Origin of the sequence: Sulfitobacter rhodophyticola (genome assembly GCF_041281685.2) — a bacterium.
Lineage (GTDB): Bacteria > Pseudomonadota > Alphaproteobacteria > Rhodobacterales > Rhodobacteraceae > Sulfitobacter.
The window spans coordinates 3,263,457-3,287,419 of sequence record NZ_CP166251.2; the positions used below are offsets into that span (position 1 = coordinate 3,263,457).

Consider the following 23,963-nt stretch of genomic DNA (forward strand, 5'->3'; position numbering starts at 1 on the left):
CAGAATTGCCCCTTGCACCGACGCTGGACCCCATGGGGGAGCGAAAGGACACGACATGCTGGTATCGCAAATTCTCAAATCGAAAGCATCTGATCAGGTTCACACGTCACTGCCGACGCTGCTGATCTCCGAAGCAGCACAGATTTTGTCGGAAAAGCGGATCGGTACGCTGGTGATTTCCAAGGACGGCAAAAGCCCCGACGGGATCCTGTCGGAACGCGACATCGTGCGCGAACTGGGCCTGCGCGGATCGGGATGTCTGACGGATACGGTCGACAAGCTGATGACGACCGAACTGGTGACCTGCGCGCAGGACGACCGCGCCGATGTGGTGCTGCAAAAGATGACGGACGGGCGATTCCGCCACATGCCCGTCCTCAAGGACGGTGCCATGGTGGGGCTGATTTCGCTGGGCGACGTGGTCAAGGCCCGACTGGCAGAGCTTTCCATGGAAAAGGATGCGCTTGAAGGCATGATCATGGGCCACTAGGCCCGTCGATTGCTTGCGCGCTGGGGCAGGGCATGATTGCTTGCGCCGCAAACCGAAATAGAACCTCAGGACAGCCCCATGCGTGTTGGACTTTATCCCGGTACCTTTGATCCCATCACGCTGGGTCACATGGACATCATCCGCCGCGCGACGCGTCTGGTGGATAAACTCGTGATTGGCGTGGCGATCAACCGCGACAAGGGGCCGCTTTTCAGCCTTGAAGAACGCGTGACGATGATCGAACACGAATGCACCGAACTCAGCGCCCAAACCGGGGTGGAGATCGTCGCTCATCCCTTCGAGAACCTGCTGATCGATTGCGCCCAGGACGTCGGCGCGCAGATGATCATCCGGGGCCTGCGCGCGGTGGCGGATTTTGAATATGAATACCAGATGGTCGGCATGAACCGGCAACTCAACGATTCGATTGAAACGGTCTTCCTGATGGCCGAAGCGCAGCATCAGGCGATTGCCAGCAAGCTGGTCAAGGAAATCGCGCGTCTGGGCGGGGATGTGTCGAAATTCGTGACACCACGGGTAAACGCAGAGGTCCGCGCGCGCTTCGACTAGCTAGGGCGCGGCCCCGGCCATCACCTGTGCCGTGTCCAGCATCCGGTTCGCAAAGCCCCATTCGTTGTCATACCACGCCAGCACCCGCATCAGCGTACCGCCCTGAATGGCGGTCTGGTCACAGGCGAAGGTCGCGCTGTGTGGATCGTGGTTGAGATCGGTTGAGACAAGCGGGCGGTCGGTGACATTCAGCACCCCCTTGAGCGCACCTGCGGCGGCTGTCTTCATGGCGGCGTTGACCTCCGCTTCGGTGGCGGCTTTTTCAGTCTCCACCACCAGATCAACGCAGGATACATTGGGCGCAGGCACCCGGATGGAGGTGCTGGTGATCAACCCCGCAAGATGCGGCAGCACCTTGTCCAGCGCGCTGGCCGCACTGGTTGTCGTGGGCACCATCGACAATGTGGCGGCCCGCGCGCGGTAAAGATCGTCCTGCGCGCGGTCATGGGTGGGTTGCGTGCCGGTAAAGCTGTGTACCGTCGTCATATGCCCGCGTTTGATCCCGTAGGCCTCTTGCAGAACATGGGTGACGGGCGCCAGACAATTGGTCGTGCAGGAGGCATTGCTGATCACCCGGTCGTCCGCTGTGATCAGGTGGTGGTTCACCCCGTAGACAATTGTTTTCACGTCACCTTTGCCGGGACCGGAGATCAGGACCTTGTCCGATCCATTGCCAAGATGCTGCGCGGCATCGGTGGGCTTGGTGAAATGCCCGGTGCATTCCAGCGCGATATCCACATCCGCCCAGTCAAGCCGGGCAGGATCAGCCGTCGCGCTGAGCCGGATTGGCCCACGGCCAACGTCCAGCGTGTTGCCGTCCAGCGTGACAGGGGCCGCAAAGCGCCCGTGCACGCTGTCGAATTCAAGCAAATGCGCCATGGCCTGCGGCGGGGCAAGATCGTTGATGGCGATCACTTCCACACCTTTCAGGTTCCGCTCTACCAGTGCGCGCACCACCATGCGCCCGATCCGCCCAAATCCATTGATGCCCAGCTTCAGGGTCATGCGCCGCACCTTTTGATCAAATATCGATCCACAGAAAGCGCGCCAAGCGGGCCTGTCAACCTCAGGCAGCGGCAAAAAAAGTACCAATACAATGTTTTAGAGGGTGTTCTTCAGCGCCAGAAGGCAAGCCATTCCAGAAGTTCCAGCATCTTTCGGAACAGGAATACCAGATGTTCGGATCCGTAAAGCATCACGTCAATGACCAGCGCCGCACAGATCAGCACGATCAGGAACATGGCAATGCGATTGGTCACGGGGCAGTCCCCTTTGGTGGAAGCTGCCCCGATATGACAGGGCACCGGGCGCGGCGCAAGGTTCAGCCCAGCTGCCCCATTGCGACGGCCACATCCGCCATGCGCACCGAAAACGCCCATTCGTTGTCATACCAGCCCAGCACGCGCACCGTACGGTCAGCGACCACGATGGTCTGATCCGGCGCGAAGATGCAGCTTTCCTCGGTATGGTTGAAGTCGATGCTGACCTTTTGTTCCGGATCATAGCCCAGCACCCGCTTCATTTCGCCTTCTGCGGCAGCCTTGGCGGCGGCGTTGATTTCTTCCACAGTCACCTTGCGGCTGGCCTGAAAGGTCAGATCCACGGCAGAGACGTTGGGGGTGGGCACCCGCATCGCGGTCCCGTCCAATTTGCCCTTGAGCGCGGGCAGGACTTCCCCCAGTGCCTTGGCCGCCCCGGTGGACGTGGGGATCAGCGCCATTGCGGCGGCGCGGGCGCGGTAAAGGTCGCTGTGGCGGCGGTCCAGCGTCGGCTGATCGCCCGTATAGCTGTGGATCGTCGTCATCAGGCCACTTTCGATGCCGACGGCGTCGTGCATGACCTTGGCCAGCGGGGCCAGGCAATTGGTCGTGCAGGAGCCGTTGGAAATCATCGTGTCGGACTTCTGCAAGGTGTCCTGATTCACGCCGTAAACGATTGTGCGGTCGATGTTTTTGCCGGGTGCAGACAGCAACACCCGCTTTGCGCCTTGTTCAAGATGCATGCCGGCCTTGTTGCCATCGTTGAACTTGCCCGTGCATTCCAGAACCACGTCGCAGCCGGTCCAGTCCAGTTCTTCAAGATTATAGGTCGACATGACCTCAATATCGTTCTGACCAAGGTTGAGATAACCGTCGTCGATGGCAATCTCACCGGGGAACCGGCCATGCACGCTGTCGTATTTCAGCAGGTGGGCTGCAGTCTCAAGCGGACCTGTCGCATTGATCTTGACCACCTCGATGTCTTCGCGGGCAGACGCCGCAATATGGCTGAGCGTGCAGCGACCGATGCGGCCGAAACCATTGATGCCAACTTTGATCGTCATGGGGGTGTCCTCAGGGGGTTGCGGCAAGGGCCATGGGGCCGGGGCCGGGCAGTCTTGCCGCTCTATAGCGGGGGGGCAAACAAAGGATAAGGGGGGAAACTGCGCAAAATCCGCATGTTAGCGATAAACCTGCATGTTAGCGGTAAAGGTCCCTGCAGGCTGCGGCTTGCGGTCGCGGCCCGGTATGCTACCTGCTGTTGCACCAAAGGGAGAAGGACGGGTTATGAGTGGGCTGATTGCATTGTTGGATGACGTGGCAGCAATTGCCAAAGTGGCGGCGGCGTCGGTGGATGATGTAATCGGGCAGGCGGCCAAGGCAGGGACAAAGGCGGCCGGGGCCGTCATCGACGATGCCGCCGTCACGCCGAAGTACGTGCATGGCTTCGAGGCCAGCCGCGAATTGCCGGTGATCTGGCGCATCACCAAGGGATCGCTGCGCAACAAGCTGGTGTTTCTGCTGCCTGCGGGGCTGCTGTTGTCCAATTTCGCACCCTGGGCCATTCCGCCGCTGCTGATGCTGGGTGGTGCCTATCTATGCTTTGAAGGGGCGGAGAAAGTGGCGCATGTGCTGGGCATGTCGCACGGCCATGAGGACCATCCGGGCAAGGAGGTCACCATCGACGATCCCGCCCACCTGGAAGAGATGAAGGCGCAGGGGGCGATCAAGACCGATTTCATCCTTTCAGCCGAAATCATGACCATCGCGCTGGCCGCGATCCCGACCAGCAACTTCTGGATGGAAGCCGCGACACTGGCCACCGTTGCCGTGATGATCACTGTGGCCGTCTACGGCTCGGTCGCGCTGATCGTGAAGATGGACGACATGGGGCTCGCGCTGGCGGACAAGGGCCGCCTTGGACTGACCCGCGCCGTTGGGCGTGCCGTGGTGCGCGGGATGCCGGGGTTTCTCAAGCTGCTCACCGTGGTCGGCACGGCGGCGATGCTGTGGGTCGGCGGGTCGATCATCGTGCACGGGTTGGAGCAGATGGGATTTGCGACGCTGGGCCACCTGATCCACGACTGGGCATACGCCATCGGCCACGCGGTGCCGCCCGCGATCGAAGGTGCGACGGAATGGTTCGCAAAGGCCGCCATGGATGGGGTCTTTGGTCTGGTTTTGGGACTTCTGCTTATCCCCGTGGGAGAAAAGGTTGTCACGCCGATCTGGCGTGGGATCTTTCACCGAGGAAAGTGATCAGGATCTTTCGTGACGTGGATCACCGTCAAGGACAAAAGGGCCAGCAGAACAAGCTGCCCCGTGATCACGTAGACAGCGAATGCAACCGTCGCCGAACCGCCTAGAACAAGGCTGAGCGTCGCACAGATGATGGCGCTGATCATGCCTGCAAACAGATAGCCGATGGACATAGTCTTCTCCTCCGTCTCTCCCGTAGGGACCATTGTGGCCTTCTCACCAGTCGGGAAAGATACTGCTTATTCAACCTTAGGGTGTCTGCCCCACAATGCCATAGTGAATTTCGCGTTTCTTGGAGAATTTTGGTGTTTTGCGAAAATTCGCCCATGACTATGCTGAAACAGAAACAAATCTGCAACATTGTTTCCATATGAGAGATAGTCCCGCCTCCCTTCAGAGGCGGGGCAGAGCCGTCCTCACCGTTTTTCAGAGCAGCGCGCGCGCCGTTTCAGCGATGTTGGCAGCGGTTATGCCGTATTTCTCGAACAATTCACCCGCCGGGGCAGAGGCACCAAAGCTGTCCATTCCGACGAAATCCGCCTTGCCGAACTTGCCGCGTTCCCCCAGCAGCCAGCGGTCCCAACCCTGACGCACGCCTGCTTCGACACCGACACGCACCGCGCCACCGGGCAGGATGCGCTTGCGATAGGCATCGTCCTGTGCCGCGAAAAGCTCCATGCAGGGCATCGACACGACCCGCACGCCAATACCGTCCGCCTGCAGAATGTCGCGCGCTGCCATGGCCAGATGCACTTCGGATCCGGTGGCGATCAGGATCACCTGCCGCTTGCCCTCCGCATCCGCCAGGACATAAGCGCCCTTGGAGCTGAGGTTGGTGTTCTTGTGTTCCGTCCGCACGGTCGGCAGGCCCTGACGGGTCAGCGACAGAACCGAAGGTGTTGCCGTGGATGAAAGTGCCATCTCCCAAGCTTCCGCCGTTTCAATGGTATCGGCGGGGCGGAACACCAGCGTATTCGGTGTCGCGCGGCTGATCGCCAGATGTTCGACCGGCTGGTGCGTGGGGCCGTCTTCGCCCAGGCCGATGGAATCGTGCGTCATCACGAATACCGTGGGGATCTTCATCAAGGCGGCCAAACGCATGGCAGGGCGCGCGTAATCGGTAAAGCACATGAAGGTGCCGCCATAGGGACGCACACCACCGTGCAGTGCCATCCCGTTCATGGCGGCCGCCATCCCGTGTTCGCGAATGCCCCAATAGATGTACCGCCCGCCCCGGTTGTCCACGTCAAACACCCCCAGATCGGACGTCTTGGTGTTGTTCGACCCGGTCAGGTCTGCAGATCCCCCCACGGTTTCGGGCAGGATCGGGTTCAGCACCTCAAGCGCCTTTTCGGAACTGGCACGGGTGGCCAGCTTCGGGGCTGTCTCCGACATCTGCTTTTTGAACGCCTTGATGGTCGCGGTCAGCTTCTTCGGTGGGTCACCGGCCAGTGCGCGGTTGAATGTCTCCCGCTTATTGCGGGACATCGCATCGAACCGTTCCTCCCAGGCGCGGCGTTCTGCGGTGCCACGCTTGCCGATTTCCTCCCATGCGGTCTTGATGTCAGACGGGATTTCAAACGGGCCGGTCTTCCAACCATAAGCGTCCTTGGCAGCCTGCAACTGGTCGGGATCGGTCAGCGCCCCATGACCCTTTGAGGTGTCCTGCGCGGCATGCCCAAGGGCAATATGGGTCTTGCAGGCGATCATCGTGGGCAGGTCTGAGGCTTTGGCTTCGGTCAGGGCCGCGTCGATTTCATCCGGGTTGTGGCCGTCAATCTCGATCGTGTGCCAGCCCGCGGCGGCAAAACGTGCCACCTGATCGGTGCGGTCGGACAGGGACACCGGGCCATCGATGGTGATGTCGTTGTTGTCCCACATCACGATCAGTTTGCTCAGCTTGTGCCGACCGGCGAGCGTGATCGCCTCCTGGCTTACGCCTTCCATCAGGCACCCGTCGCCCGCGATGACATAGGTGTGGTGATCCACGATCTTCTTGCCGTAGGTCGCACGCTGGATTTCCTCGGCCATGGCGAAACCCACCGAATTGGCAATGCCCTGACCCAGCGGGCCAGTGGTCGTTTCAATCGCATCGGCAAGGAAGTTTTCCGGATGGCCCGCCGTGCGCGCGCCCAACTGGCGGAAATTCTTGATTTCTTCCAGCGGGAACTGCGTATCGCCGACCAGATGCAGCAGGGAATAGATCAACATGGACCCATGCCCGGCGGACAGGATGAACCGGTCGCGGTCGGGCCAGAGCGGGTTCGCCGCGTCAAACTTCAGGTGACGTTCAAACAGAACCGTCGCCACGTCCGCCATGCCCATCGGCATGCCCGAGTGGCCGGAATTCGCCGCCGCGACAGCGTCCAGCGTCAGCGTGCGGATGGCTGTGGCCTTGGCCCAGTGATCGGGATGGTTTTTGCGCAGTACGTTCAGATCCAAGGGGTATGTCCTTTGCCAAAAAGCGGTGCCGGAGGGGCGTTTTGACTGTCCATACCAGCCAATTGGCAAAGTGCAAGCCGATCCGCCGATCGGCGGGGACTTGCTGCATCAACTTCGCCGCACAAGGTGCTGATCTAAAAGGGGGCGCATTTGTGGTGGCAGTTCTTTAGGATTATGTAAGGAAAAGGCTTCGGGCGATTCGCACGATCCGTGGCCAGCAGAGCGACGCGCAGGAGTATCAGACCGGGTCATGAGTGACATCGACGAATTGCAAAGCCGCATCACCGCCGCGATGGACCGTATCGCCAAGGGGGTGGATGCCGCCAAGGACAAACCGCCCGCACCCGATCCCGACACCTTGCAAGCGTTGGAAGATGAACGCACCGCGAATGCACAGCTGCGCGAACGTGTCTATGCGCTGAAAACCAAGGCGGACGAGGAACTGGCCGGCCTGCGCACGCAGGTGGAGGATACCAGCGGCCGCATCGCAGCACTTGATCTTGAACTGCAGCGGTTGCGTCAGGCAAACAAACAACTGGCCGAAGCCTGCACGGCGCTGCGCGAGGCGAACGAAGAAGGCGTGGGGGAGCCGCATCTGATCAACACCGCCATGCTGGCAGAGCTTGAAGCGCTGCGCGCCGCCCGCGCCAGCGACATCGCCGAGACGGACGCGATCCTGGCGGCACTGACCCCGTTGGTGCAAGACGCCGCTGAGGAGGAGGCCTGATGCCAGAGGTACGGATCACAATCGGCGGCCGCCAGTTTGAAGTCGCCTGTCAGGAAGGCGAGGAAGGGTATCTGCATTCCGCCGCCAAGATGCTGGATGACGAAGCGCAGGTCTTGTCCGATCAAGTCGGGCGGATGCCGGAATCGCGCATGTTGCTGATGGCGGGCCTGTTGCTGGCGGACAAGGCCGCATCGGTCGATGACAGGATCGCCGAGGTCCGCGCGCAACTGGCAGAGCGTGAGGCGGAACTGGCCGGTTTGCGCAACGCCAGCCCTCAGCCCGAACGCGTCGAGGTGCCCGTGGTGCCACAGTCGGTCACCGATACATTGGCCGAACTGGCTGCGCGTGCCGAAGCACTTGCCGCGCAGGTCGAAGAAGGCGGCGATACCTGAATGGTTTGCCTGCCTCTCCCAGCTTAGCCAATCCTTAACATCTTCGTCCTATGGGTGTGTCAGCCTCCCCGATCCGGGGGTGCGGAACAGGGGCGCGACATGAACGAACTCGCTAAGACCTTCAGGTGGCTTTCCGGCAGGCGCGACTTCCTTTGGCGGTGGCTTACTGCCGCTGGAGATCCGCAGGCCCTGTTCGACCGGACCGGGAAGGAGTTGATCCCCATTCGGTGCACTGCCCATGAATGTCACACTGGCAATGCTCCTGACCTTTTTAGGCTGCACAAGGCCGTTTCGTTTTGATCCCAGCAGCACAGACCGTGGATTCGGGTCTTCGGATTAAACGTCTGATGATGATCGACGACAACGAAATCGATCAGATGATGTACCGCCGGGTCATGAAGCGTTCCGACATGGTGGACGAGGTGATTGGTTTCCTCTGGGCCCGTGACGCGTTGGATTACCTGCTCGATCCCGACAATCCTCCGGTCGATCTGATCTTGCTGGATGTGAACATGCCCCGCATGGACGGGTTCGAATTTCTGCAGGCCGCATCAGAAGCTGTGGGACCGGATTTCGCGCCGGTTGTCGTCATGCTGACCACGTCGCTGAACCCACGCGATTATGACCGCGCCATGCAGTTTGACGCGGTGCGCGAATTCCTCAACAAACCGCTGTGTCTTGAGCATCTGGCCCATCTTGCCGCGTTGATCGGTCGAGGTGTCCCGAAAGATCAGGACAAGCCCACGGCCTGTACCTGACGGCTCGACAGGCGCGGACCGGGCGGCGCGTGACAATGCCGGGCAAAACAGGCCCGGCAGGTCGATCTTCCGTTGAAGGGCGCGATGCCCGCGCGATCAGGCGTTTGCTTCGCGGATCTTGTCGGCGGCGTCCTTGTCAAAGCTGACACCGTTTTCTTCCAGCAGCGTGTCCAGCTCACCCGAAATGGTCATTTCAGTGATGATGTCACAGCCGCCGACGAATTCACCCTTTACGTAAAGCTGCGGGATTGTGGGCCAGTCGGAGAATTCCTTGATCCCCTGCCGGATGCCTTCATCCGCCAACACGTTCACGTCGGAAAAATCGACGCCCATGTAGTTCAGCACACCCGCCACGCGCGACGAGAAACCGCACTGCGGCATCTCCTTGGTGCCTTTCATGAAAAGAACCACGTCGTTCTTGGTGATCTCGTCTTTGATCTGGGTTGTTGCGTCGGTCATGATTTGTCCTTGTTCCGTTGAAATGCGGCGTGGTAGCGCCGTGCATAGGTTTCATCGTCAGCCAATGGTTCGATATCGGTGTCAGCGCTTTCAGTACCCGTCAGTTTTCCCCGGCGGCCGGTCCAGCTTGTATGCGCCCGTTCAAGGCTCTCGTTGCGGCGCTGGGTGCGGCGCACCGCATCAAGGTCCAGTGCTTCGGTACCCAGCGGACGGTTCGCGCGATCGGGGCGGGCGGGCTGGCGTGACGACATGGGGCGATAGACACCCGCTCCCGCGCGATGCTGGGACCAGGCAATGCCCGCCACCGCAACAACTACCGCACCAATCACCCAACCCCACATAAGCCTAACCCGGTGCCCGTGTGGTCAGGGCCAAGGCGTGCAATTCACCATTGCTGCCATCCATCTTGCCCTTCAGCGCGGCATAGACGGCGCGCTGTTGCTGCACCCGGTTCATACCCTTGAAGGACGGGTCGACGACCATGGCCGCCATGTGCACGCCATCGTTGCCCTCCACGGTGATTTCGGCATCCGGAAAGGCCGCGCGTATCAGCTCTTCGATCTCACTGGCTTGCATGGGCATGGCAGGCTCCGCTTGGTTGATATCTTCTGGCCCAGATGTAGTGATGCGCCGTACCCTGTGCAAGCAATTGCAGACCATCGTGGGTGTTGAGGCTTTGCGTCCCCGCGCATAGGCTTGGATCAGGCGGCGTGGGAGGAGGCGAAGACATGCAACAGATCGATCAGGCACCCGAACAGGCGCTGGCCTGGGTCGAGGACGGGCAGGGCGCGGCCCTTGCCACGGTCATCGAAACCTGGGGCTCCGCGCCCCGCCGGGTGGGCGCACAGCTTGTCGTGGCCGGGGATGGCGCGATGGAAGGGTCCGTATCGGGCGGCTGCGTCGAAGGGGCCGTGGTCATGGAAGCGCAGGAAGTCATCGAAAAGGGCGGCACCCGGGTGCTGGAATACGGCGTCAGCGATGGCGACGCCTTTGCCGTCGGGCTGGCTTGCGGCGGCAACATCCGCGTGCTGGTTGAGCCAATAGGCAAGGGCGGCATGCCTGTTGAGATGCTCAAGGAACTGGTTGCAGCCCGCGCACAGCGGGAGCAGATCGCATATGAGGTAGCCCTTGATGGCTCTGTACGCAAACTGGTGCGGGACGGTCACGCGGACCGGTTCCGGCTTGACCGATCCGGCGTCAGCGAAGACGGCGCAACCTTCGTGGCCATTCACAACCCGCCGCTGCGGCTTGTCGTGGTGGGCGGCGTGCACATCGCCCAGCATCTGGTCAGCATGGCACAAGGCGCAGGCTTTGATCCGCTTGTCGTTGACCCGCGTGAAGCCTTCGGCGCGGCTGCCCGTTTTCCGGGCGCGCGGGTGATCAATGACTGGCCCGATGACGCGCTCAAGGAAATCGGGGTTGATGCGCGTACCGCACTGGTGTTGCTGACCCATGACCCCAAGCTGGACGACCCGGCACTGGAAATCGCGCTGCGCTCTGATGTGTTCTACATCGGTGCCCTGGGCAGCAAGCGCACCCACGCCGCGCGGGTGGCGCGGCTGGAAGAGGCCGGGTTCAGCGCTGCGGAAATCGACCGCATCTGCGGGCCGGTCGGCCTTGATATCGGCGCAGCGGGGCCCGCGGAAATCGCGGTCTCCATCCTTGCGCAGATCATCCAGACCCTGCGCAAGCCATGAAGTTCGGGCCGGTCCCCCTGAAGGCCGCGCAGGGCGCTGTTCTGGCCCATTCCGTCGCCACGGATACCGGACGGCTGCGCAAGGGCCGGGTGTTGTCGGCGCAGGACGTTGCCACGCTCAAAACGGCCGGATTGTCCGAAGTGATCGTCGCAAGGCTCGAAGACGGCGATGTTGACGAAAACACCGCAGCGCTCAGGCTGGCGCAGGCGGTGACGGGATCGGGATTGCGGCTCAGCAAACCGTTCACGGGGCGCGTCAATCTGCTGGCGGACGGTCCGGGCGTGGTCGTGTTGAACGTCCCCGCGCTTGAAGCGGTGAATGCCATCGATCCCATGATCACCATCGCGACCGTGCCACCGTTTCAGCAGATGCGCGACGGCGGTATGGTGGCGACGATCAAGATGATCTCCTACGCCGTGGCGGGGGATCATCTGGAAAGGGCCTGCGCCGCGGCGGGAGGGGGCGCAATCGGGCTCGCGTCGCCCAAGCTGAAAACCGCGACCCTGATCGTGACCGACATCCCCAAGGGACCCGGTGACAAGGGCCGCACCGCCATTGATGCGCGACTGGCGTCGTTGAACGTGACGCTTGAACAGACCCTGATCGTCCCGCACACGCGCAGCGCGCTGACGGAAGCGCTGGCCGCGCCATCCTCTGACGTGATCCTGATCCTCACCGGGTCTGCCACGTCGGATATTGACGATGTGGCCCCGGCCGCCCTGCGCGCCGCTGGCGGTGCGGTGCACCGTTTCGGGATGCCCGTGGACCCCGGCAACCTGCTTTTTCTTGGCGAATTGGCCGGTGTGCCGGTCATCGGTCTGCCCGGCTGCGCCCGCGCGCCGGCGCTGAATGGTGCGGATTGGGTATTGTCGCGGGTGTTGTGCGGACTGCCGGTGACCGCAGCAGACATTGCCGGGATGGGAGTTGGCGGGCTGCTCAAGGAAATCCCTACACGCCCCCAACCCCGGCAATCGCGCTAGGCCGGTCTGGTTGGCCCGGCGGAATGCCGCCAGTGTTGACGGTGGCGGCAGGCCGTGAATCGGCCTTGTTATTGAATAGCGGAACCACGGGTTCCCACATGCGTTCTATCGTGAAAGCGCGCCGGATGACGCGCGCATGTCGAAAGGACGTACCGATGAAGAAGTTTCTGCATTCCACCACGGCATTGGGGATGAGCCTGGCACTCGCCCTCCCGGGACCCATCACCGCACAAACCCAAGCGCCCGAATGCGCACCAGATGGGGGCGAGGCCGTGTTTCCCTGTTCCCTGAACGGCGAGACGGTTGAGAACGCCGACGGACTTTCGCTGTTGCGCGATACCCTCGCCGAAGAAGCCCTCGCTGCGGAACAAGCTGAAGCAGCAGCGGCGGAGCAGGCTGCGACAGAAGCGGCAGCGGCAGAGCAGGCTGAGGCGGATGCGGCGGCGGCAGAGCAAGCTGAGGCGGAAGCGGCAGCGGAGCAGGCTGAGGCGGATGCGGCGGCAGCGGAGGAGGCTGAGGCAGAAGCAGCAGCGGCAGCGCAAGCTGAGGCGGAAGCGGCAGCGGCAGAGCAGGCTGAGGCGGAAGCGGCAGCGGCAGAGCAGGCTGAGGCGGATGCGGCGGCGGCAGAGCAAGCTGAGGCGGAAGCGGCAGCGGCAGAGCAGGCTGAGGCGGATGCGGCGGCGGCAGAGCAAGCTGAGGCGGAAGTGGCAGCGGCGGAGCAGGCTGAGGCGGATGCAGCAGCGGCGGAACAGGCTGAGGCGGAAGCAGCAGCGGCGGAGCAGGCCGAAACAGATCAAACCGAAAGCACCGATCTGGCAACCGACGCCACAGAGACCGAAGAGACTGCCGACGCGGAGCAGCTTGCGGCAGAAAAGGCCGCCCGTCAGGAACAGCGCCGCGCCGAACGCGAAGCCGAGCGTGAAGCAATTGCTGCCGCCGCTGCAGCAGCCGACAGCGGGGAGGGTGACGCCGACGTCGTCACCGAGGAAGTGACGACGGAAGAAGTGCGCGCGTCGGATGAGGAATTCGAAACGACCGTCACCGGAGAAGGGACTGCGGCCGCAACGGCAACAGCACCTGCGCCGCAGGATGACGGCCTTAGCAAGCTGGAAAAGACCCTTCTGCTGGGCCTGGGCGCAGTGGTCGTGGGGTCGATCCTCAAGAACGGTGACAAGGTGGTCAGCAATTCCGGTGACCGGGTCGTCGTCGAAGACCCCGATGGCGGCTTGCGGGTGTTGAAGGACGATGACGCCCTGATCCGCCGTCCAGGCGATGAGGTACGCACGGAGACGTTCTCGGACGGGTCGAGCCGCAGCACCGTCATCCGGCCCGACGGCTCGAAGATCGTGACGATCCGGGGCCGCGACGGGTCGGTCCTGCGCCGCATCAATGTGGACCCGCAGGGCAATGAATACGTGCTTTTCAATGATCTGGTCGAAGAAGAGGCGGTCGAAGTGTCAAAACTGCCCGCTGCAACACCCCGCAGTGCCGCCGTTGGCAACGCGGATGAGGCTGCCCTGCGCGCCGCGTTGCAGGCCGAGGCCAATCTGGATCGCGACAGGGCCTTTTCCCTCCGCCAGGTGCGCGAAATTCGCGAAGTGCGCGCGCTGGTGCCCGAACTTGAACTGGATGCCGTCCGGTTCGAAACCGGCTCAGCCGCGATCCGGCCCGAACAGGCCCGGTCGCTGGCGCGCATCGGCACGACCCTGCGCAATCTGGTCACCGAAGACCCGCGCACCGTGATCCTAGTCGAAGGGCATACGGACGCAGTGGGCAGTGCCAGCTACAACCTCGCCCTGTCAGACCGGCGCGCGGAAACCGTGGCCCTTGCCCTGACGGAGTATTTCCGGGTGCCAGCGGAGAACATGGTGACACAGGGGTATGGCGAAAGCGCGCTGAAGGTGGCCACGCAGGATGCCGAACCGGCAAACCGCCGCGCCGTGGTGCGTAATATCACCGGCCTGCTGCGGTAGATCGCCATCGTAGGCAGCCCTGAAACAGCAAAGCCCCCGTTGATCGACGGGGGCTTTTCGTATCGGCACTATATCGGAGCCTATTTGTTCGGCATAGGTCCGATCAGCATGACCATCTGGCGGCCTTCCAAGGCGTTGGCTTGCCAATGCCGAGGTTTGGCAGTCGCTCCCCCTTGAGGGAGCGATGAGAAGACCATCGGGATCTACTTGTTCGGCATGGGTCCGATCAGCATGACCATCTGGCGGCCTTCCAAGGCGTTGGCTTGCCAATGCCGAGGTCTGGCAGTCGCTCCCCCTTGAGGGAGCGATGAGAAGACCATCGGGATCTACTTATTCGGCATGGGTCCGATCAGCATGACCATCTGGCGGCCTTCCAAGGCGTTGGCTTGCCAATGCCGAGGTCTGGCAGTCGCTCCCCCTTGAGGGAGCGATGAGAAGACCATCGGGATCTACTTGTTCGGCATGGGTCCGATCAGCATGACCATCTGGCGGCCTTCCAAGGCGTTGGCTTGCCAATGCCGAGGTTTGGCAGTCGCTCCCCCTTGAGGGAGCGATGAGAAGACCATCGGGATCTACTTATTCGGCATGGGTCCGATCAGCATGACCATCTGGCGGCCTTCCAAGGCGTTGGCTTGCCAATGCCGAGGTCTGGCAGTCGCTCCCCCTTGAGGGAGCGATGAGAAGACCATCGGGATCTACTTATTCGGCATGGGTCCGATCAGCATGACCATCTGGCGGCCTTCCATCTTGGGAAAGTTCTCGACCTTGCCATGTTCCTTGGTGTCTTCGGCCACCCGTTCCAGCAACTCGCGGCCCAGGTTCTGGTGGGCCATCTCCCGGCCCCGGAAACGCAGGGTGATCTTTACCTTGTCGCCGTTCTCCAGAAACTTGAAGACGTTGCGCATCTTGACGTCATAGTCATTCGTGTCGGTGTTAGGCCGGAACTTGACCTCTTTGATCTCGATGATCTTCTGCTTTTTCCGCGCTTCGGCTTCGCGCTTTTGCGTCTCGTACTTGAATTTGCCGAAGTCCATGATCTTGCACACGGGTGGATTGGCGTTTGGAGAAATCTCAACCAGATCAAGCCCGGCTTCTTCTGCCATGTCCATGGCGCGGTCCGGTGTCACGACACCGACGTTTTCGCCGTCTGCGCCAATAAGGCGAATTTCGTTGGATCGAATGGCACTGTTGACGCGCGGGCCGGTATCCCGGGTTGGCGGCGCGTTGTGGGGTCTGCGAGCGATGATGATCGTCCTTTGGTCATTTCAGTTATCTGAAGCTGCAAATTAGCCGTCAAAGTGTGTTTCTTCAAGCGCCTAAATGCGGCTGCATGCCGCCTATCGGCAGAATTTCCCCTTGAAGAACACCCAAGGGCAGCGCATTTCCACCAACGTAAAGGCCTGTCCGCCGGTTGGCGTGAAAAAGGGTCTCAAACCCGTTGATTGGGAATAAGGGGAAGACGATGAAAAATCTGATTTGGATTGTTGTTGCGGCGGTCGTGGCGATTGGAGGGTACATGCTGTACACTGGCAAATCCGCGACCGAACTGGCGACCGATGCCTCCGAGGCGGCCAGCACCGCTGCGGATGCCACAACCGATGCCGCCAGTGGTGTGGCAGAGGCGGTCAGTGAGGCTGCCGACACGGCCACAGATACGGCGGAAGGTGTCGTGGACACAGCTGTTGAAGCCACGCAGGACGCTGTAGACGCCGCAACGGAAGCCGCCGACAGCGCCGCAGAAGCTGTTGAAGGCGCTGTGGACACAGCAACTGAAGCCGCAGGTGACGCGGTGGATACCGCGACTGAAGCGGTCAATGATGCTGTGGATGCGGTGACTGATACGGCCGATACGGCTGCAGACGCGGCCTCCGACGCCGTTGACACAGCCGCCGAAGCCGCAACCGACGCGACTGAAACCGCCACCGAAGCCGCAGCTGACGCCACTGAAACCGCCACCGAAGCGGCAAGCGATGCAGTTGACACGGCCGCCGAGGCCGCAACCGAAGCAGCGGATACCGCGACCGAAGCCGTAACGGAGGCGACAGACACAGCCACCGATGGGAGCGATGCGGCTGAAGCGGTTGATGAGGCCGCCGAAACCGCCGCCGAAGGCACGGAAGAAGTCGCGGCAGCCGCAACAGACACGGAAGCCAGTGCGTTGTCAGAACTGCTGACGGTTGATGGCTTCAACTTCGACAAGGTCAGCGAGATGATTGAAGCTTCCGATCTGGGCGCGTTGCAGAAGACCACGCTGACCCAGGGCCTGAAGGCCGCGCAGGACAATCCCGACCTTCTGAAGGCGACGCTTGACCGGGTCCGCGAGGCAATGGGCCTCTGAACCGGTCAGAACCGGCAAAAAGACAAAGCCGCGTCCCGGATCGGGGCGCGGCTTTTTCAATGTCTGCACGCAGCGGAGCGCGTGTTCAGCCGACGAAGGCTTTCTCGACCACGAAATGCTGTGGGTCTGAATTGGCCCCTTCGACCAGCCCGAACCCTTCCAGAATGCGCTTGAGATCGGTGTTCAGCCCCATGGACCCGCAGATCATCGCGCGATCGGTATCGGGGCGGATGCCATCAATTCCCAGATCCCGGAACAACGTGCCGTCTTCCAGCAGCGTGGTGATGCGGCCCATCTTCGGGCTCTGCTCACGCGTGGTGGTCGGATAATAGCGGATCTTGTCGAGGTTTTCCTGCCCCAGCAGTTCCAGCATCATCTCGTCCTTGCGCAAATTCTCGATCAACTGGCGTCCGTATTCCAGATCCGCCACATCGCGGCAGGTATGGGTCATTATGATTTCGTCATAGTTTTCATAGGTTTCGGGCTCCCGCAGAAGGGAGGCGAAAGGCGCAAACCCGGTGCCGGTGGCAAAAAACCAGATGCGCTTGCCCGGCAGCAGCGCGTCATGCACCAGCGTGCCCACAGGCTTGGGGCGCAGGATGATCTGCTCGCCCGGCTTGATGTGTTGCAGTCTGGAGGTCAGCGGGCCGTCCTGCACCTTGATGGAGTAGAACTCCAACTCGTCATCCCAGGCGGGCGAGGCGATGGAATAGGCACGCAAAAGCGGCTTCTGCTTGCCGGTTTCGGGATGGGGATCGCCCATCAGGCCGATCATCACGAATTCGCCGGAGCGGAAACGCAGGGACGGCGGGCGCGACACCCGGAAGGAAAACAGGTCGTCGGTCCAGTGCTTTACCGATGTGACGGTCTGCGCATCGGGCAAGGCGGCTATGGCTGTGGTTTTGTTCACGGGTGTCTGCTCTGTCATATCGTTCGTACACAAGCGATCCTTGTGTCCCACTCCTACGTCAAGTTTCTGTGGAAATCAATTGCGCGTGGCGACGCAAGGCCCTCTGGTCAGCCCGCGGCGTTGCCCCGCAGACGGTTCTGATAGTCATGCGCCCGCCAATCCGCGCGAAAGAGCCATTGCGCGGCAGGCTGGCGCGCGGCGATCTCATCGTTGACTTCAACTTCGTCAAACCCGGCGCGGCGCGCCATGGCGTATTGGTCGGCCAGGACATGACCCTTGGCGCGCAAGCGGCCCGCATAACCGCGCAGGCGCAAGGCGCGGGCAATGGTGAAGCCTCGCCCGTCGGCGGCACTGGGAAAGTCGATGCGGATCATCTCCAACCCGTCGTTCAGCGCGATGTCTTCGGGTTTTGCATCCGAGGGCAGGTCCAGCGCGCGGCAATCATTGGCCGCACCGGCGTCGCAGAACCCGTGAGTCCAGTCGTCGGCCACAAATCCGGTATCATTGATCAATTGGGTCATGTCGTTGCTCCTGTGCGCAGGGTGCGGCCCTCAGCGAAATGAATGCCGCATTCGTCTTTTGTGCTGTTGCGCCAACGGCCTGCGCGGGTATCTTCACCCGCCTTCACGGGGGAGGTGCAGGGCATGCAGCCGATGGAGGGATAGCCGCGCGCGACCATCGGATGACGCGGCAGGCGGTTTTCGTCCATGTAGTTCCGCACGTCTTGCGCGTTCCAATAGGCCAGCGGGTTGACCTTGAGCCGCGACCGCGCCCCATGGCTGCGCGCCTCGGCCTCGAAATGAGGAAGCGCCGCACGGCTGCCGGACTGGAAGCGCTTGCGTCCGGTGATCCAGCCATCGAACCCGTCGAGGGCGGTTTGCAACGGCAGTGTCTTGCGCAGCGCACAGCAGGCGTCGGGGTCACGGCGGTGCAAGGTGCCACCTGGATCGGCCTGCGCGATGTTGCCACTGCGCAGGATGGTGACATTGCGCAGGCCCAGCCGTTCGGTGAGTTCCTGCTGGTAGACCAGCGTTTCGGCAAACAGCAGTTCGGTGTCGATGAAAATCACCGGCAGGTCCTTTTGCACCATCGATGCCAGGTGCAGCAACACCACCGATTCCGCGCCGAAGCTGGAAACCAGCGCAACGCGCGGGATCGCGGCCAGCGCGGCACGGATCACGTCCGGGGCCGCGTGGTGGCGCAGCTCGGCATTCAGTCGCGCCACGTCGCGGCGCACCGCTTGATGGCGGATCGGCCCTTCGGGGAGGTTTTTTTTGCCATTTGGAAGCAGGGGTGTGTCAGGCTGCATTGGCTTGTGCTTGTGGATAGAGGGCGGTTTTGAAGGGTGCAAGGCCAAGACGGCGGTAGGTCTGCAGGAAGGTTTCGGACGGTTCCGTGCGCAGGTCGAGATAGGCCATCACAAGCCGTTCGACGGCCGGGATGATTTCATCAGCGGAGAAACCGGGGCCTGCACGTTCGCCAATGGTCGCGTCCTCGGTGCCGTCACCGCCCAGGGTGATCTGGTAGTTCTCCACGCCCGCGCGATCAAGGCCGAGGATGCCGATATGGCCCACGTGATGGTGGCCGCAGGCATTGATGCAGCCGGAGATCTTGATCTTCAGCGGGCCGATGTCGTGTTCCAGCTTCAGCGCGTCGAAGTGTGTGGCGATCTCCTGTGCGATGGGGATGGAACGCGCGGTGGCCAGCGCGCAGTAATCCATGCCGGGGCAGGCGATGATGTCTGAGATCAGGCCGATGTTGGCGGTGCCGAGACCTGCGGCTTTGAGGGCGGCGTAGACGGAGGGCAGGTCTTCCTTGTGGACGTGGGGCAGGATCACGTTTTGCTCGTGGCTGATGCGCAATTCATCGTGACCGTAGCGTCGCGCAAGCCCCGCCAGGATGCGCATCTGGGCGGAGGAGGCATCGCCGGGGGTTTTGCCGTGGGCCTTGAGGGAGATGGAGACGATGGCGTAGCCGGGTGCCCGGTGCTCCGACAGATTGGTGTCGGACCAGCTGCGAAAGGCGGGGTCGTGCTGGCGGGCGTGGTGGTACGCGGTTTCCGGTGCTGTCTTGAACGCGGGTGCGGCAAAATCCGACGTGATGCGGGCCAGCATCTGCTGATCCACGCCGCCGAACTGCGGGCGGATCAGCGCATAGCGCGCATCGACCCGGTCGCGGATATCGTCGATGCCATTCTCATGCACGGTGATCTTGATGCGCGCCTTGTACTTGTTGTCGCGGCGGCCCAGCAGGTTGTAGACGCTGACGATGGCCTCCAGCGTCGGCAGCAGGTCTTCATCGGCGACGAAATCATACAGCACCTTGCCGATCATCGGCGTGCGTCCCAGGCCGCCGCCGACCACGACTTCGTAGCCGCGCGCGCCATCCCGCTCGACGATGCGCAGGCCGATGTCGTGGGCCTTGATCACGGCGCGATCATGCGGCGATCCGCTGACCGCGACCTTGAACTTGCGCGGCAGGAACTGGAATTCGGGATGATCCGTTGACCACTGGCGGATCAGCTCGGCCACAGGGCGCGGGTCCGCGATTTCATCCGCCGCGGCACCGGCGAAATGGTCTGCTGTTACATTCCGAATGGTGTTGCCGGAGGTCTGGATGGCGTGCATGTTCACCTCGGCCAATGCGTCCAGCATGTCGGGCACATCGCGCAGTTCGGGCCAGTTGTACTGGATGTTCTGGCGCGTGGTGAAATGGCCATAGCCCTTGTCCCATTTGTCCGCGATCATCGCCAATTGTTCCATCTGGGCGCTGTTGAGCGTGCCGTAGGGGATGGCGACGCGCAGCATGTAGGCGTGCAGTTGCAGGTAGAGACCGTTCATCAGGCGCAGGGGTTTGAATTCGTCCTCGGTGAGCGACCCGTCGATGCGGCGTTCGACCTGGGCGCGGAACTGGGCATTGCGTGCCTTGAGGAAGGCGGCGTCGAAATCGGTGTAATGGTACATCAGAATTGCTCCTGCTTGCCGTGGGCGTAGTTGGAGGGGCCGCGCGCGCGGAAATCCTCGCGGAAATGGGTTGGGATTGGGATGCCGTCGCTGATCTCCACATCTGCAAGGTAGACGCCGACGACGTCGCCGGTCTGGGCCGAGGCTTCGATCAGGCGCAGGTCCGCGTGGGCCTCATCGGTGAGGACTTCGGCGTCATTGAGGTCGCGGGACCAACCGGTTTCGGTAAGGTAGATCACATCGCCTTCGAGCAACGCATTGGCGGTGACGATCTTCGGGGTGAAGGGCTTGGACATCACAGGGCCTCCTTCAGGGATGGGAGTTCAGGCGTGGCGGCGAGGGCGTCGCGCGGGGCGAGGCCGAGGAAGGTGAGGGCGGGACCGGACATGTGGGCCGCTGCCAGATCGTCGGGCAGGCGCGCGAGGGTCGTGGCGAGCACACGCTGATCGGGGCGGGAGGCGTTCTCGACGATTGTTACGGGCGTGGCGCGGTCGGCGCCGTGCATCAGCAGGCGGCCCTGCACGAAACGGGCGGATTTCTTGCCCATGTAGATGGCTGCGACCTCATCGGGGCGGGCCAGCGCCGTCCAGTCGTGATCGGCGAACCCTGCATGTCGTGGCCGGTGAGAAAGCGCACGGAGGCATTGCGGCCCCGGCGGGTGAGGCTTTGGCCGATGGTGGCCACGGCGGCAGAAGCCGAGGTGATGCCGGGCACGATGTGCCAGCCGATCCCGTGGGCGGCGACAGCCTCGATTTCCTCGTCCAGGCGGCCAAAGATTGTGGCATCGCCGGATTTCAGGCGCACGACCTGCGCGCCGGTCTGAGCGTGTTCAATCAGCAGGGCGTTGATGTGGTCTTGCGGCGTGGAGGGGCCGAAACCTTCCTTGCCGACGTCGATCATCAGCGCCTCGCGACGGGCGAGTTCGAGGATTTCCGGCGTGATCAGGCGGTCGTAGATCACCACGTCGGCTTCATCCAATGCCTTGCGGGCTTTGAGGGTCAGCAGTTCCGGATCACCAGGACCGCCGCCGACGAAGGCGACGTGGCCCGCGCGGGCTTTGCGGGCGAGGTGGGCGTCCAGCAGGGTTTGTAGGGTCGCGGGAATTGTCTCTTCGCCTGCGCTGATCGCTTTGGGACCTGCGTTGAAGTAATAGTCACGCCAGAAGTCGCGCCGGGGGCGGCCAAAGGGCAGCGCCTCGGCCATCTTGCGGAACCCCTTGCCGATGCGGGCGAGCGTGCCCAGCGTCGGGGGCAGGCGTTCCTCCAGGTCTGCCTTGATCGCGCGGGCCAGCACCGGGGCGGCCCCTTCGGTGCCGATGGCCACGGTGACGGGATCGCGGTCGACGATGGCGGGGGTGATGAATTCACTGTCGGAAAGGTTGTCGACCACATTGACCAATGCACCTTCCCGCCGCGCGATGGCAGCGGTGCGTTTGTCTTCCACCGCGTCTTCGTCGGCAGCATAGAAAAGGGCGGCACACAGGATATCGCCGGGCTCAAGCCTGCGCTTGTGCAGGATCAGGCGGCCTTCGTCGGCCCAGGCCATGATCTGGGCTTCCGCAGCGGCGGCGAACACCGTAATCCGCGCGCGCGTTTTCAAGAGCAGGCGCAATTTGGCAAGGGCGGCGTCCCCACCGCCGGACAGGACGATGCGACGGCCTTGCGTGGCGAGGAAGATGGGAAAGTGATCCATGGGTCTGCCTTTGCGTTGCGCTGTTTCTGACTTGCAATATAGAAAATATTCCCGTTTAAGCGCCATATATGCGCGAAGATAAGAACGCATGTTCTAGCTGTATCGCCAAACAGAACACGCATTCGCCCAAGTGAGGATTATTGGAATGTCAGTCCGGATAGATGAAACAGATCGGAAGATCCTTGGAGAGTTGCAGCGCGATGCCAGCCAGTCGCTGGACGACATTGCGCGCGCGGTGGGGTCCTCCAAGACGCCGGTGTGGAACCGGATTCGCAAATTGCGCGAAGGCGGTGTGATTGGTCAGCAAACGGTGATCCTGGATGCCGAGGCGCTGGGGTTTGAGGCGTGTTTCTTTGTCCTTATCCGCACCTCATCCCATGAGGCGGAATGGCAGCAGGCGTTCCTCAAGGCGTTGAAGGGGCGACCGGAAGTGCAGGAGGCGCACCGTTTGGCGGGAGATATCGATTATATCCTCAAGGTGCGGGTCAAGAACGCGCGGGCCTATGATGTGTTCTATCAGGCGCTGATTTCCGAGGTGCGCGTGCACAATGTCACGGCGCTGTTGTCGATGGAGGAGATCAAGTCGACGGTGGCGCTGCCGCTGTGACCTGATTGCCGCGCCTGCGGGCGCAACGACATGCCTGGTATCTGTGGCCGATGTGAGCCCCGCGCAGTGGGCGGTGTGAGGGTAGGGAGGGGCATCCCCCTGCTGAGAAGCGATTCAGGGGCAGGTTTGCCCTGAATGCGCCTGTCCAAGGGTGATGTGAGTCGTGCCCCTGTAAAGGACAAGCCGGGCAAGCCCGGTCGCTGCGCGATCCTTGACACGGGCAAGACTCACGGTGTGATCATCAAACGGTCGAGTTTGTGAAAATGATAGCTGTCGGCATAGCGCGGGGGCTCGGCCAGTTGCATGGTCGGGAAGGCGTCGAAGAGGGCGGGCAGGGCGATTTGCAACTCCAGCCGGGCCAGCGGCGCGCCGACGCAGAAGTGCAGGCCGGCGCCAAAGGTTGCGTTCGGTTTGACGGGGCGGCCGGGATCGAAGTGGTGGGGGGTGTCGAACAGGGCACCATCGCGGTTGGCAGCCCCCAGGATCAGGGCGATTTCCGCTCCCTTTTCAAGGGTGTGAGGACCAAGGGCGATGTCTTCATAGGCAAAGCGGGTGAACATGTGCAGCGGCGCATCAAAGCGTAGTACTTCCTCGACTGTGGCGGTGATCTGCGCAGGCGCAAGGGCGCTGTGGGGCGTGCCGTGTTCCAAAAGGCATTTCACCCCGTTGCCAAGGCTGTGCACCGTCGCTTCGTGGCCTGCGTTCAACAGCAGGATACAGGTGCCGATCAGTTCATCCGGGGTCAGTTTTTCACCTTCTTCCTCCGCGGCGATCAACTGCGTGATCAGGTCATCGCGCGGGTCGTTGCGGCGCTTGTCAATGTAGCTGCGCAGGAAGGCGGTGAATTCGGCTGCGGCGGTGTTGGCGCGGTCCTCCACGCTTCGGTCACGCCCGGCCTGATACATCGCCACCATGTCGCGCGACCAGCGCAGCAGATCGTCCGAAATCTCTTCCGGTACGCCCAGTAGCCGCGCGATGATCCGCACCGGCACTTGTGTGCAATAGGCCGGGATCAGATCGAAGGGACCGTCCGGTTTGCCGCGCAGCAGATCCGCGCAGACCGCCATGATGTCGGGTGCGAGCCCAGCAATGCGCCGGGAGGTGAAGGCGCGCAGGACGAGGCCGCGCAATCTGGTGTGGCGTGGCGGTTCCATGTCCAGCAGCGAATGGGTCTCAGTCAGTGCCCAGTCGGACAAATGCGCCGGATAGGGCGTTTGCAGTTCCGCAGGTTTCTCGCGCCCCAAACGACGGTCCCGCAGCAGTGCCTTGACGGTCGCCGCATCGAAGGCCGCGGCCATGCCGTAATCCTGCCAGAACAGCACCGGACCCCGCGCCCGGGCGGCGTCATAGGCCGGATAGGGGTTCTGGATGAAATCAGGGTCCTGCGGCGACAAATTCAGTGTTTCCATGGCCCGACAGGATCAACTGGCGCTGGCCTTTGCAAGAG

At 62.2% G+C, this 23,963-nt stretch carries 26 protein-coding genes and 1 pseudogene; 11 read left to right on the plus strand and 16 right to left on the minus strand.

Annotated elements, in window-relative coordinates:
• The first annotated feature begins 55 nt into the window (after nucleotides 1–55).
• Nucleotides 56–490 carry a CBS domain-containing protein gene (locus AB4X18_RS17055; protein WP_370401215.1) on the plus strand — a complete coding sequence of 145 codons (435 nt, stop codon included), beginning with the start codon at nucleotides 56–58 and terminating at the stop codon, nucleotides 488–490.
• A gap of 78 nt (nucleotides 491–568) precedes the next feature.
• The gene (gene coaD, locus AB4X18_RS17060) at nucleotides 569–1,060 is read left to right on the plus strand and encodes a pantetheine-phosphate adenylyltransferase (RefSeq protein WP_432816822.1); all 492 of its coding nucleotides are present in this window, start codon (nucleotides 569–571) and stop codon (nucleotides 1,058–1,060) included.
• Here coaD and gap (AB4X18_RS17065) read toward each other — a convergent pair whose 3' ends face one another.
• The 3 genes from gap (AB4X18_RS17065) to gap (AB4X18_RS17075) all read right to left on the minus strand — a co-directional run bounded on the left by gap (AB4X18_RS17065) (nucleotide 1,061) and on the right by gap (AB4X18_RS17075) (nucleotide 3,383).
• A complete protein-coding gene (gene gap, locus AB4X18_RS17065; protein ID WP_370401216.1) occupies nucleotides 1,061–2,065 on the minus strand; it encodes a type I glyceraldehyde-3-phosphate dehydrogenase in 1,005 nt (334 codons plus the stop codon). It lies immediately after the preceding gene.
• A gap of 110 nt (nucleotides 2,066–2,175) precedes the next feature.
• Nucleotides 2,176–2,319: a hypothetical protein gene (locus AB4X18_RS17070; protein WP_370401217.1), complete on the minus strand. Its 144-nt coding sequence runs from the start codon at nucleotides 2,317–2,319 to the stop codon at nucleotides 2,176–2,178.
• A gap of 62 nt (nucleotides 2,320–2,381) precedes the next feature.
• Nucleotides 2,382–3,383, minus strand: a complete 1,002-nt coding sequence (gap, locus tag AB4X18_RS17075) for a type I glyceraldehyde-3-phosphate dehydrogenase (RefSeq protein ID WP_370401218.1) — start codon at nucleotides 3,381–3,383, stop codon at nucleotides 2,382–2,384.
• A gap of 223 nt (nucleotides 3,384–3,606) precedes the next feature.
• On the opposite strand from gap (AB4X18_RS17075), the gene AB4X18_RS17080 reads away from it, so the two are divergent.
• Nucleotides 3,607–4,578 (plus strand): DUF808 domain-containing protein, encoded by a 972-nt coding sequence (locus AB4X18_RS17080; RefSeq protein WP_370401219.1) that lies wholly within the window; start codon nucleotides 3,607–3,609, stop codon nucleotides 4,576–4,578.
• Here the strand turns inward: AB4X18_RS17080 and AB4X18_RS17085 are convergent.
• Both AB4X18_RS17085 and tkt read right to left on the minus strand, forming a co-directional pair.
• The gene (locus AB4X18_RS17085) at nucleotides 4,563–4,751 is read right to left on the minus strand and encodes a hypothetical protein (protein ID WP_370401220.1); all 189 of its coding nucleotides are present in this window, start codon (nucleotides 4,749–4,751) and stop codon (nucleotides 4,563–4,565) included. The genes AB4X18_RS17080 and AB4X18_RS17085 overlap by 16 nt on opposite strands.
• 253 nt (nucleotides 4,752–5,004) lie before the next feature.
• Nucleotides 5,005–7,020: a transketolase gene (gene tkt, locus AB4X18_RS17090; RefSeq protein WP_370401221.1), complete on the minus strand. Its 2,016-nt coding sequence runs from the start codon at nucleotides 7,018–7,020 to the stop codon at nucleotides 5,005–5,007.
• 250 nt (nucleotides 7,021–7,270) lie between these two features.
• Between tkt and AB4X18_RS17095 the strand changes: the two genes are divergently transcribed.
• The 3 genes from AB4X18_RS17095 (at nucleotide 7,271) to AB4X18_RS17105 (ending at nucleotide 8,897) form a co-directional block, all read left to right on the plus strand.
• Nucleotides 7,271–7,747: a hypothetical protein gene (locus tag AB4X18_RS17095; RefSeq protein WP_370401222.1), complete on the plus strand. Its 477-nt coding sequence runs from the start codon at nucleotides 7,271–7,273 to the stop codon at nucleotides 7,745–7,747.
• Entirely contained in the window at nucleotides 7,747–8,139 is a 393-nt protein-coding gene (locus AB4X18_RS17100; RefSeq protein WP_370401223.1) for a cell division protein ZapA, read from the plus strand. The genes AB4X18_RS17095 and AB4X18_RS17100 overlap by 1 nt, the downstream gene beginning before the upstream one ends.
• A 347-nt stretch (nucleotides 8,140–8,486) precedes the next feature.
• Complete coding sequence (locus AB4X18_RS17105) at nucleotides 8,487–8,897, plus strand: response regulator (RefSeq protein WP_370401224.1); 411 nt, start codon at nucleotides 8,487–8,489, stop codon at nucleotides 8,895–8,897.
• A gap of 96 nt (nucleotides 8,898–8,993) precedes the next feature.
• Here the strand turns inward: AB4X18_RS17105 and grxD are convergent, their stop codons facing one another.
• The 3 genes from grxD to AB4X18_RS17120 all read right to left on the minus strand — a co-directional run bounded on the left by grxD (nucleotide 8,994) and on the right by AB4X18_RS17120 (nucleotide 9,938).
• Nucleotides 8,994–9,356 (minus strand): Grx4 family monothiol glutaredoxin, encoded by a 363-nt coding sequence (gene grxD, locus AB4X18_RS17110; RefSeq protein WP_370401225.1) that lies wholly within the window; start codon nucleotides 9,354–9,356, stop codon nucleotides 8,994–8,996.
• Nucleotides 9,353–9,607, minus strand: coding sequence for a hypothetical protein (locus AB4X18_RS17115; RefSeq protein ID WP_432816823.1), 255 nt, complete (start codon nucleotides 9,605–9,607; stop codon nucleotides 9,353–9,355). The genes grxD and AB4X18_RS17115 overlap by 4 nt, the downstream gene beginning before the upstream one ends.
• A 94-nt stretch (nucleotides 9,608–9,701) precedes the next feature.
• On the minus strand, nucleotides 9,702–9,938 hold the full coding sequence (locus AB4X18_RS17120) for a BolA family protein (protein WP_370401227.1): 237 nt from the start codon (nucleotides 9,936–9,938) through the stop codon (nucleotides 9,702–9,704).
• Between the two features lie 146 nt (nucleotides 9,939–10,084).
• Here AB4X18_RS17120 and AB4X18_RS17125 point away from each other — a divergent pair, with 146 nt between their 5' ends.
• The 3 genes from AB4X18_RS17125 (at nucleotide 10,085) to AB4X18_RS17135 (ending at nucleotide 14,006) form a co-directional block, all read left to right on the plus strand.
• Nucleotides 10,085–11,053 (plus strand): XdhC family protein, encoded by a 969-nt coding sequence (locus tag AB4X18_RS17125; RefSeq protein WP_370401228.1) that lies wholly within the window; start codon nucleotides 10,085–10,087, stop codon nucleotides 11,051–11,053.
• Nucleotides 11,050–12,033, plus strand: a complete 984-nt coding sequence (locus AB4X18_RS17130) for a molybdopterin-binding protein (RefSeq protein ID WP_432816824.1) — start codon at nucleotides 11,050–11,052, stop codon at nucleotides 12,031–12,033. The genes AB4X18_RS17125 and AB4X18_RS17130 overlap by 4 nt, the downstream gene beginning before the upstream one ends.
• A 155-nt stretch (nucleotides 12,034–12,188) precedes the next feature.
• The gene (locus AB4X18_RS17135; RefSeq protein WP_432816825.1) at nucleotides 12,189–14,006 is read left to right on the plus strand and encodes an OmpA family protein; all 1,818 of its coding nucleotides are present in this window, start codon (nucleotides 12,189–12,191) and stop codon (nucleotides 14,004–14,006) included.
• A gap of 695 nt (nucleotides 14,007–14,701) precedes the next feature.
• On the opposite strand, the gene infC is transcribed toward AB4X18_RS17135, so the two are convergent.
• Nucleotides 14,702–15,256, minus strand: a complete 555-nt coding sequence (gene infC, locus AB4X18_RS17140) for a translation initiation factor IF-3 (protein ID WP_432817432.1) — start codon at nucleotides 15,254–15,256, stop codon at nucleotides 14,702–14,704.
• Nucleotides 15,257–15,468: 212 nt separating this feature from the next.
• Between infC and AB4X18_RS17145 the strand changes: the two genes are divergently transcribed.
• Nucleotides 15,469–16,344, plus strand: coding sequence for a translation initiation factor 3 (locus tag AB4X18_RS17145; RefSeq protein WP_370401229.1), 876 nt, complete (start codon nucleotides 15,469–15,471; stop codon nucleotides 16,342–16,344).
• Between the two features lie 85 nt (nucleotides 16,345–16,429).
• Here AB4X18_RS17145 and AB4X18_RS17150 read toward each other — a convergent pair whose 3' ends face one another.
• From AB4X18_RS17150 to cysG, 6 genes and pseudogenes are all read right to left on the minus strand, one after another.
• On the minus strand, nucleotides 16,430–17,272 hold the full coding sequence (locus AB4X18_RS17150; RefSeq protein WP_370401230.1) for a ferredoxin--NADP reductase: 843 nt from the start codon (nucleotides 17,270–17,272) through the stop codon (nucleotides 16,430–16,432).
• A gap of 89 nt (nucleotides 17,273–17,361) precedes the next feature.
• Nucleotides 17,362–17,775 carry a DUF934 domain-containing protein gene (locus tag AB4X18_RS17155; RefSeq protein ID WP_370401231.1) on the minus strand — a complete coding sequence of 138 codons (414 nt, stop codon included), beginning with the start codon at nucleotides 17,773–17,775 and terminating at the stop codon, nucleotides 17,362–17,364.
• Nucleotides 17,772–18,563: a phosphoadenylyl-sulfate reductase gene (locus AB4X18_RS17160; RefSeq protein WP_432816826.1), complete on the minus strand. Its 792-nt coding sequence runs from the start codon at nucleotides 18,561–18,563 to the stop codon at nucleotides 17,772–17,774. Before AB4X18_RS17160 ends, AB4X18_RS17155 begins: the two co-directional genes overlap by 4 nt.
• A complete protein-coding gene (locus tag AB4X18_RS17165; RefSeq protein WP_370401233.1) occupies nucleotides 18,553–20,217 on the minus strand; it encodes a nitrite/sulfite reductase in 1,665 nt (554 codons plus the stop codon). Before AB4X18_RS17165 ends, AB4X18_RS17160 begins: the two co-directional genes overlap by 11 nt.
• Nucleotides 20,217–20,513: a DUF2849 domain-containing protein gene (locus AB4X18_RS17170; RefSeq protein WP_370401234.1), complete on the minus strand. Its 297-nt coding sequence runs from the start codon at nucleotides 20,511–20,513 to the stop codon at nucleotides 20,217–20,219. Before AB4X18_RS17170 ends, AB4X18_RS17165 begins: the two co-directional genes overlap by 1 nt.
• A pseudogene (gene cysG, locus AB4X18_RS17175) lies at nucleotides 20,513–21,909 on the minus strand (siroheme synthase CysG). Before cysG ends, AB4X18_RS17170 begins: the two are co-directional and overlap by 1 nt.
• A 145-nt stretch (nucleotides 21,910–22,054) precedes the next feature.
• Between cysG and AB4X18_RS17180 the strand changes: the two are divergent.
• The gene (locus AB4X18_RS17180; RefSeq protein ID WP_370401235.1) at nucleotides 22,055–22,516 is read left to right on the plus strand and encodes an Lrp/AsnC family transcriptional regulator; all 462 of its coding nucleotides are present in this window, start codon (nucleotides 22,055–22,057) and stop codon (nucleotides 22,514–22,516) included.
• Between the two features lie 227 nt (nucleotides 22,517–22,743).
• On the opposite strand, the gene AB4X18_RS17185 is transcribed toward AB4X18_RS17180, so the two are convergent.
• Complete coding sequence (locus tag AB4X18_RS17185) at nucleotides 22,744–23,925, minus strand: cytochrome P450 (RefSeq protein WP_370401236.1); 1,182 nt, start codon at nucleotides 23,923–23,925, stop codon at nucleotides 22,744–22,746.
• Between the last annotated feature and the right edge of the window lie 38 nt (nucleotides 23,926–23,963).

What these genes read in the sequence shown, in the direction of transcription:
- AB4X18_RS17055 (WP_370401215.1), top strand. Translation starts at nt 56, where the DNA reads ATGCTGGTATCGCAAATTCTCAAATCGAAAGCATCTGATCAGGTTCAC.
- coaD (WP_432816822.1), top strand. Translation starts at nt 569, where the DNA reads ATGCGTGTTGGACTTTATCCCGGTACCTTTGATCCCATCACGCTGGGT.
- gap (WP_370401216.1), bottom strand. Translation starts at nt 2,065, where the DNA reads ATGACCCTGAAGCTGGGCATCAATGGATTTGGGCGGATCGGGCGCATG.
- gap (WP_370401218.1), bottom strand. Translation starts at nt 3,383, where the DNA reads ATGACGATCAAAGTTGGCATCAATGGTTTCGGCCGCATCGGTCGCTGC.
- AB4X18_RS17080 (WP_370401219.1), top strand. Translation starts at nt 3,607, where the DNA reads ATGAGTGGGCTGATTGCATTGTTGGATGACGTGGCAGCAATTGCCAAA.
- AB4X18_RS17085 (WP_370401220.1), bottom strand. Translation starts at nt 4,751, where the DNA reads ATGTCCATCGGCTATCTGTTTGCAGGCATGATCAGCGCCATCATCTGT.
- AB4X18_RS17095 (WP_370401222.1), top strand. Translation starts at nt 7,271, where the DNA reads ATGAGTGACATCGACGAATTGCAAAGCCGCATCACCGCCGCGATGGAC.
- AB4X18_RS17100 (WP_370401223.1), top strand. Translation starts at nt 7,747, where the DNA reads ATGCCAGAGGTACGGATCACAATCGGCGGCCGCCAGTTTGAAGTCGCC.
- AB4X18_RS17105 (WP_370401224.1), top strand. Translation starts at nt 8,487, where the DNA reads ATGATGATCGACGACAACGAAATCGATCAGATGATGTACCGCCGGGTC.
- grxD (WP_370401225.1), bottom strand. Translation starts at nt 9,356, where the DNA reads ATGACCGACGCAACAACCCAGATCAAAGACGAGATCACCAAGAACGAC.
- AB4X18_RS17115 (WP_432816823.1), bottom strand. Translation starts at nt 9,607, where the DNA reads ATGTCGTCACGCCAGCCCGCCCGCCCCGATCGCGCGAACCGTCCGCTG.
- AB4X18_RS17120 (WP_370401227.1), bottom strand. Translation starts at nt 9,938, where the DNA reads ATGCCCATGCAAGCCAGTGAGATCGAAGAGCTGATACGCGCGGCCTTT.
- AB4X18_RS17125 (WP_370401228.1), top strand. Translation starts at nt 10,085, where the DNA reads ATGCAACAGATCGATCAGGCACCCGAACAGGCGCTGGCCTGGGTCGAG.
- AB4X18_RS17130 (WP_432816824.1), top strand. Translation starts at nt 11,050, where the DNA reads ATGAAGTTCGGGCCGGTCCCCCTGAAGGCCGCGCAGGGCGCTGTTCTG.
- AB4X18_RS17135 (WP_432816825.1), top strand. Translation starts at nt 12,189, where the DNA reads ATGAAGAAGTTTCTGCATTCCACCACGGCATTGGGGATGAGCCTGGCA.
- AB4X18_RS17145 (WP_370401229.1), top strand. Translation starts at nt 15,469, where the DNA reads ATGAAAAATCTGATTTGGATTGTTGTTGCGGCGGTCGTGGCGATTGGA.
- AB4X18_RS17150 (WP_370401230.1), bottom strand. Translation starts at nt 17,272, where the DNA reads ATGACAGAGCAGACACCCGTGAACAAAACCACAGCCATAGCCGCCTTG.
- AB4X18_RS17155 (WP_370401231.1), bottom strand. Translation starts at nt 17,775, where the DNA reads ATGACCCAATTGATCAATGATACCGGATTTGTGGCCGACGACTGGACT.
- AB4X18_RS17160 (WP_432816826.1), bottom strand. Translation starts at nt 18,563, where the DNA reads ATGCAGCCTGACACACCCCTGCTTCCAAATGGCAAAAAAAACCTCCCC.
- AB4X18_RS17165 (WP_370401233.1), bottom strand. Translation starts at nt 20,217, where the DNA reads ATGTACCATTACACCGATTTCGACGCCGCCTTCCTCAAGGCACGCAAT.
- AB4X18_RS17170 (WP_370401234.1), bottom strand. Translation starts at nt 20,513, where the DNA reads ATGTCCAAGCCCTTCACCCCGAAGATCGTCACCGCCAATGCGTTGCTC.
- AB4X18_RS17180 (WP_370401235.1), top strand. Translation starts at nt 22,055, where the DNA reads ATGTCAGTCCGGATAGATGAAACAGATCGGAAGATCCTTGGAGAGTTG.
- AB4X18_RS17185 (WP_370401236.1), bottom strand. Translation starts at nt 23,925, where the DNA reads ATGGAAACACTGAATTTGTCGCCGCAGGACCCTGATTTCATCCAGAAC.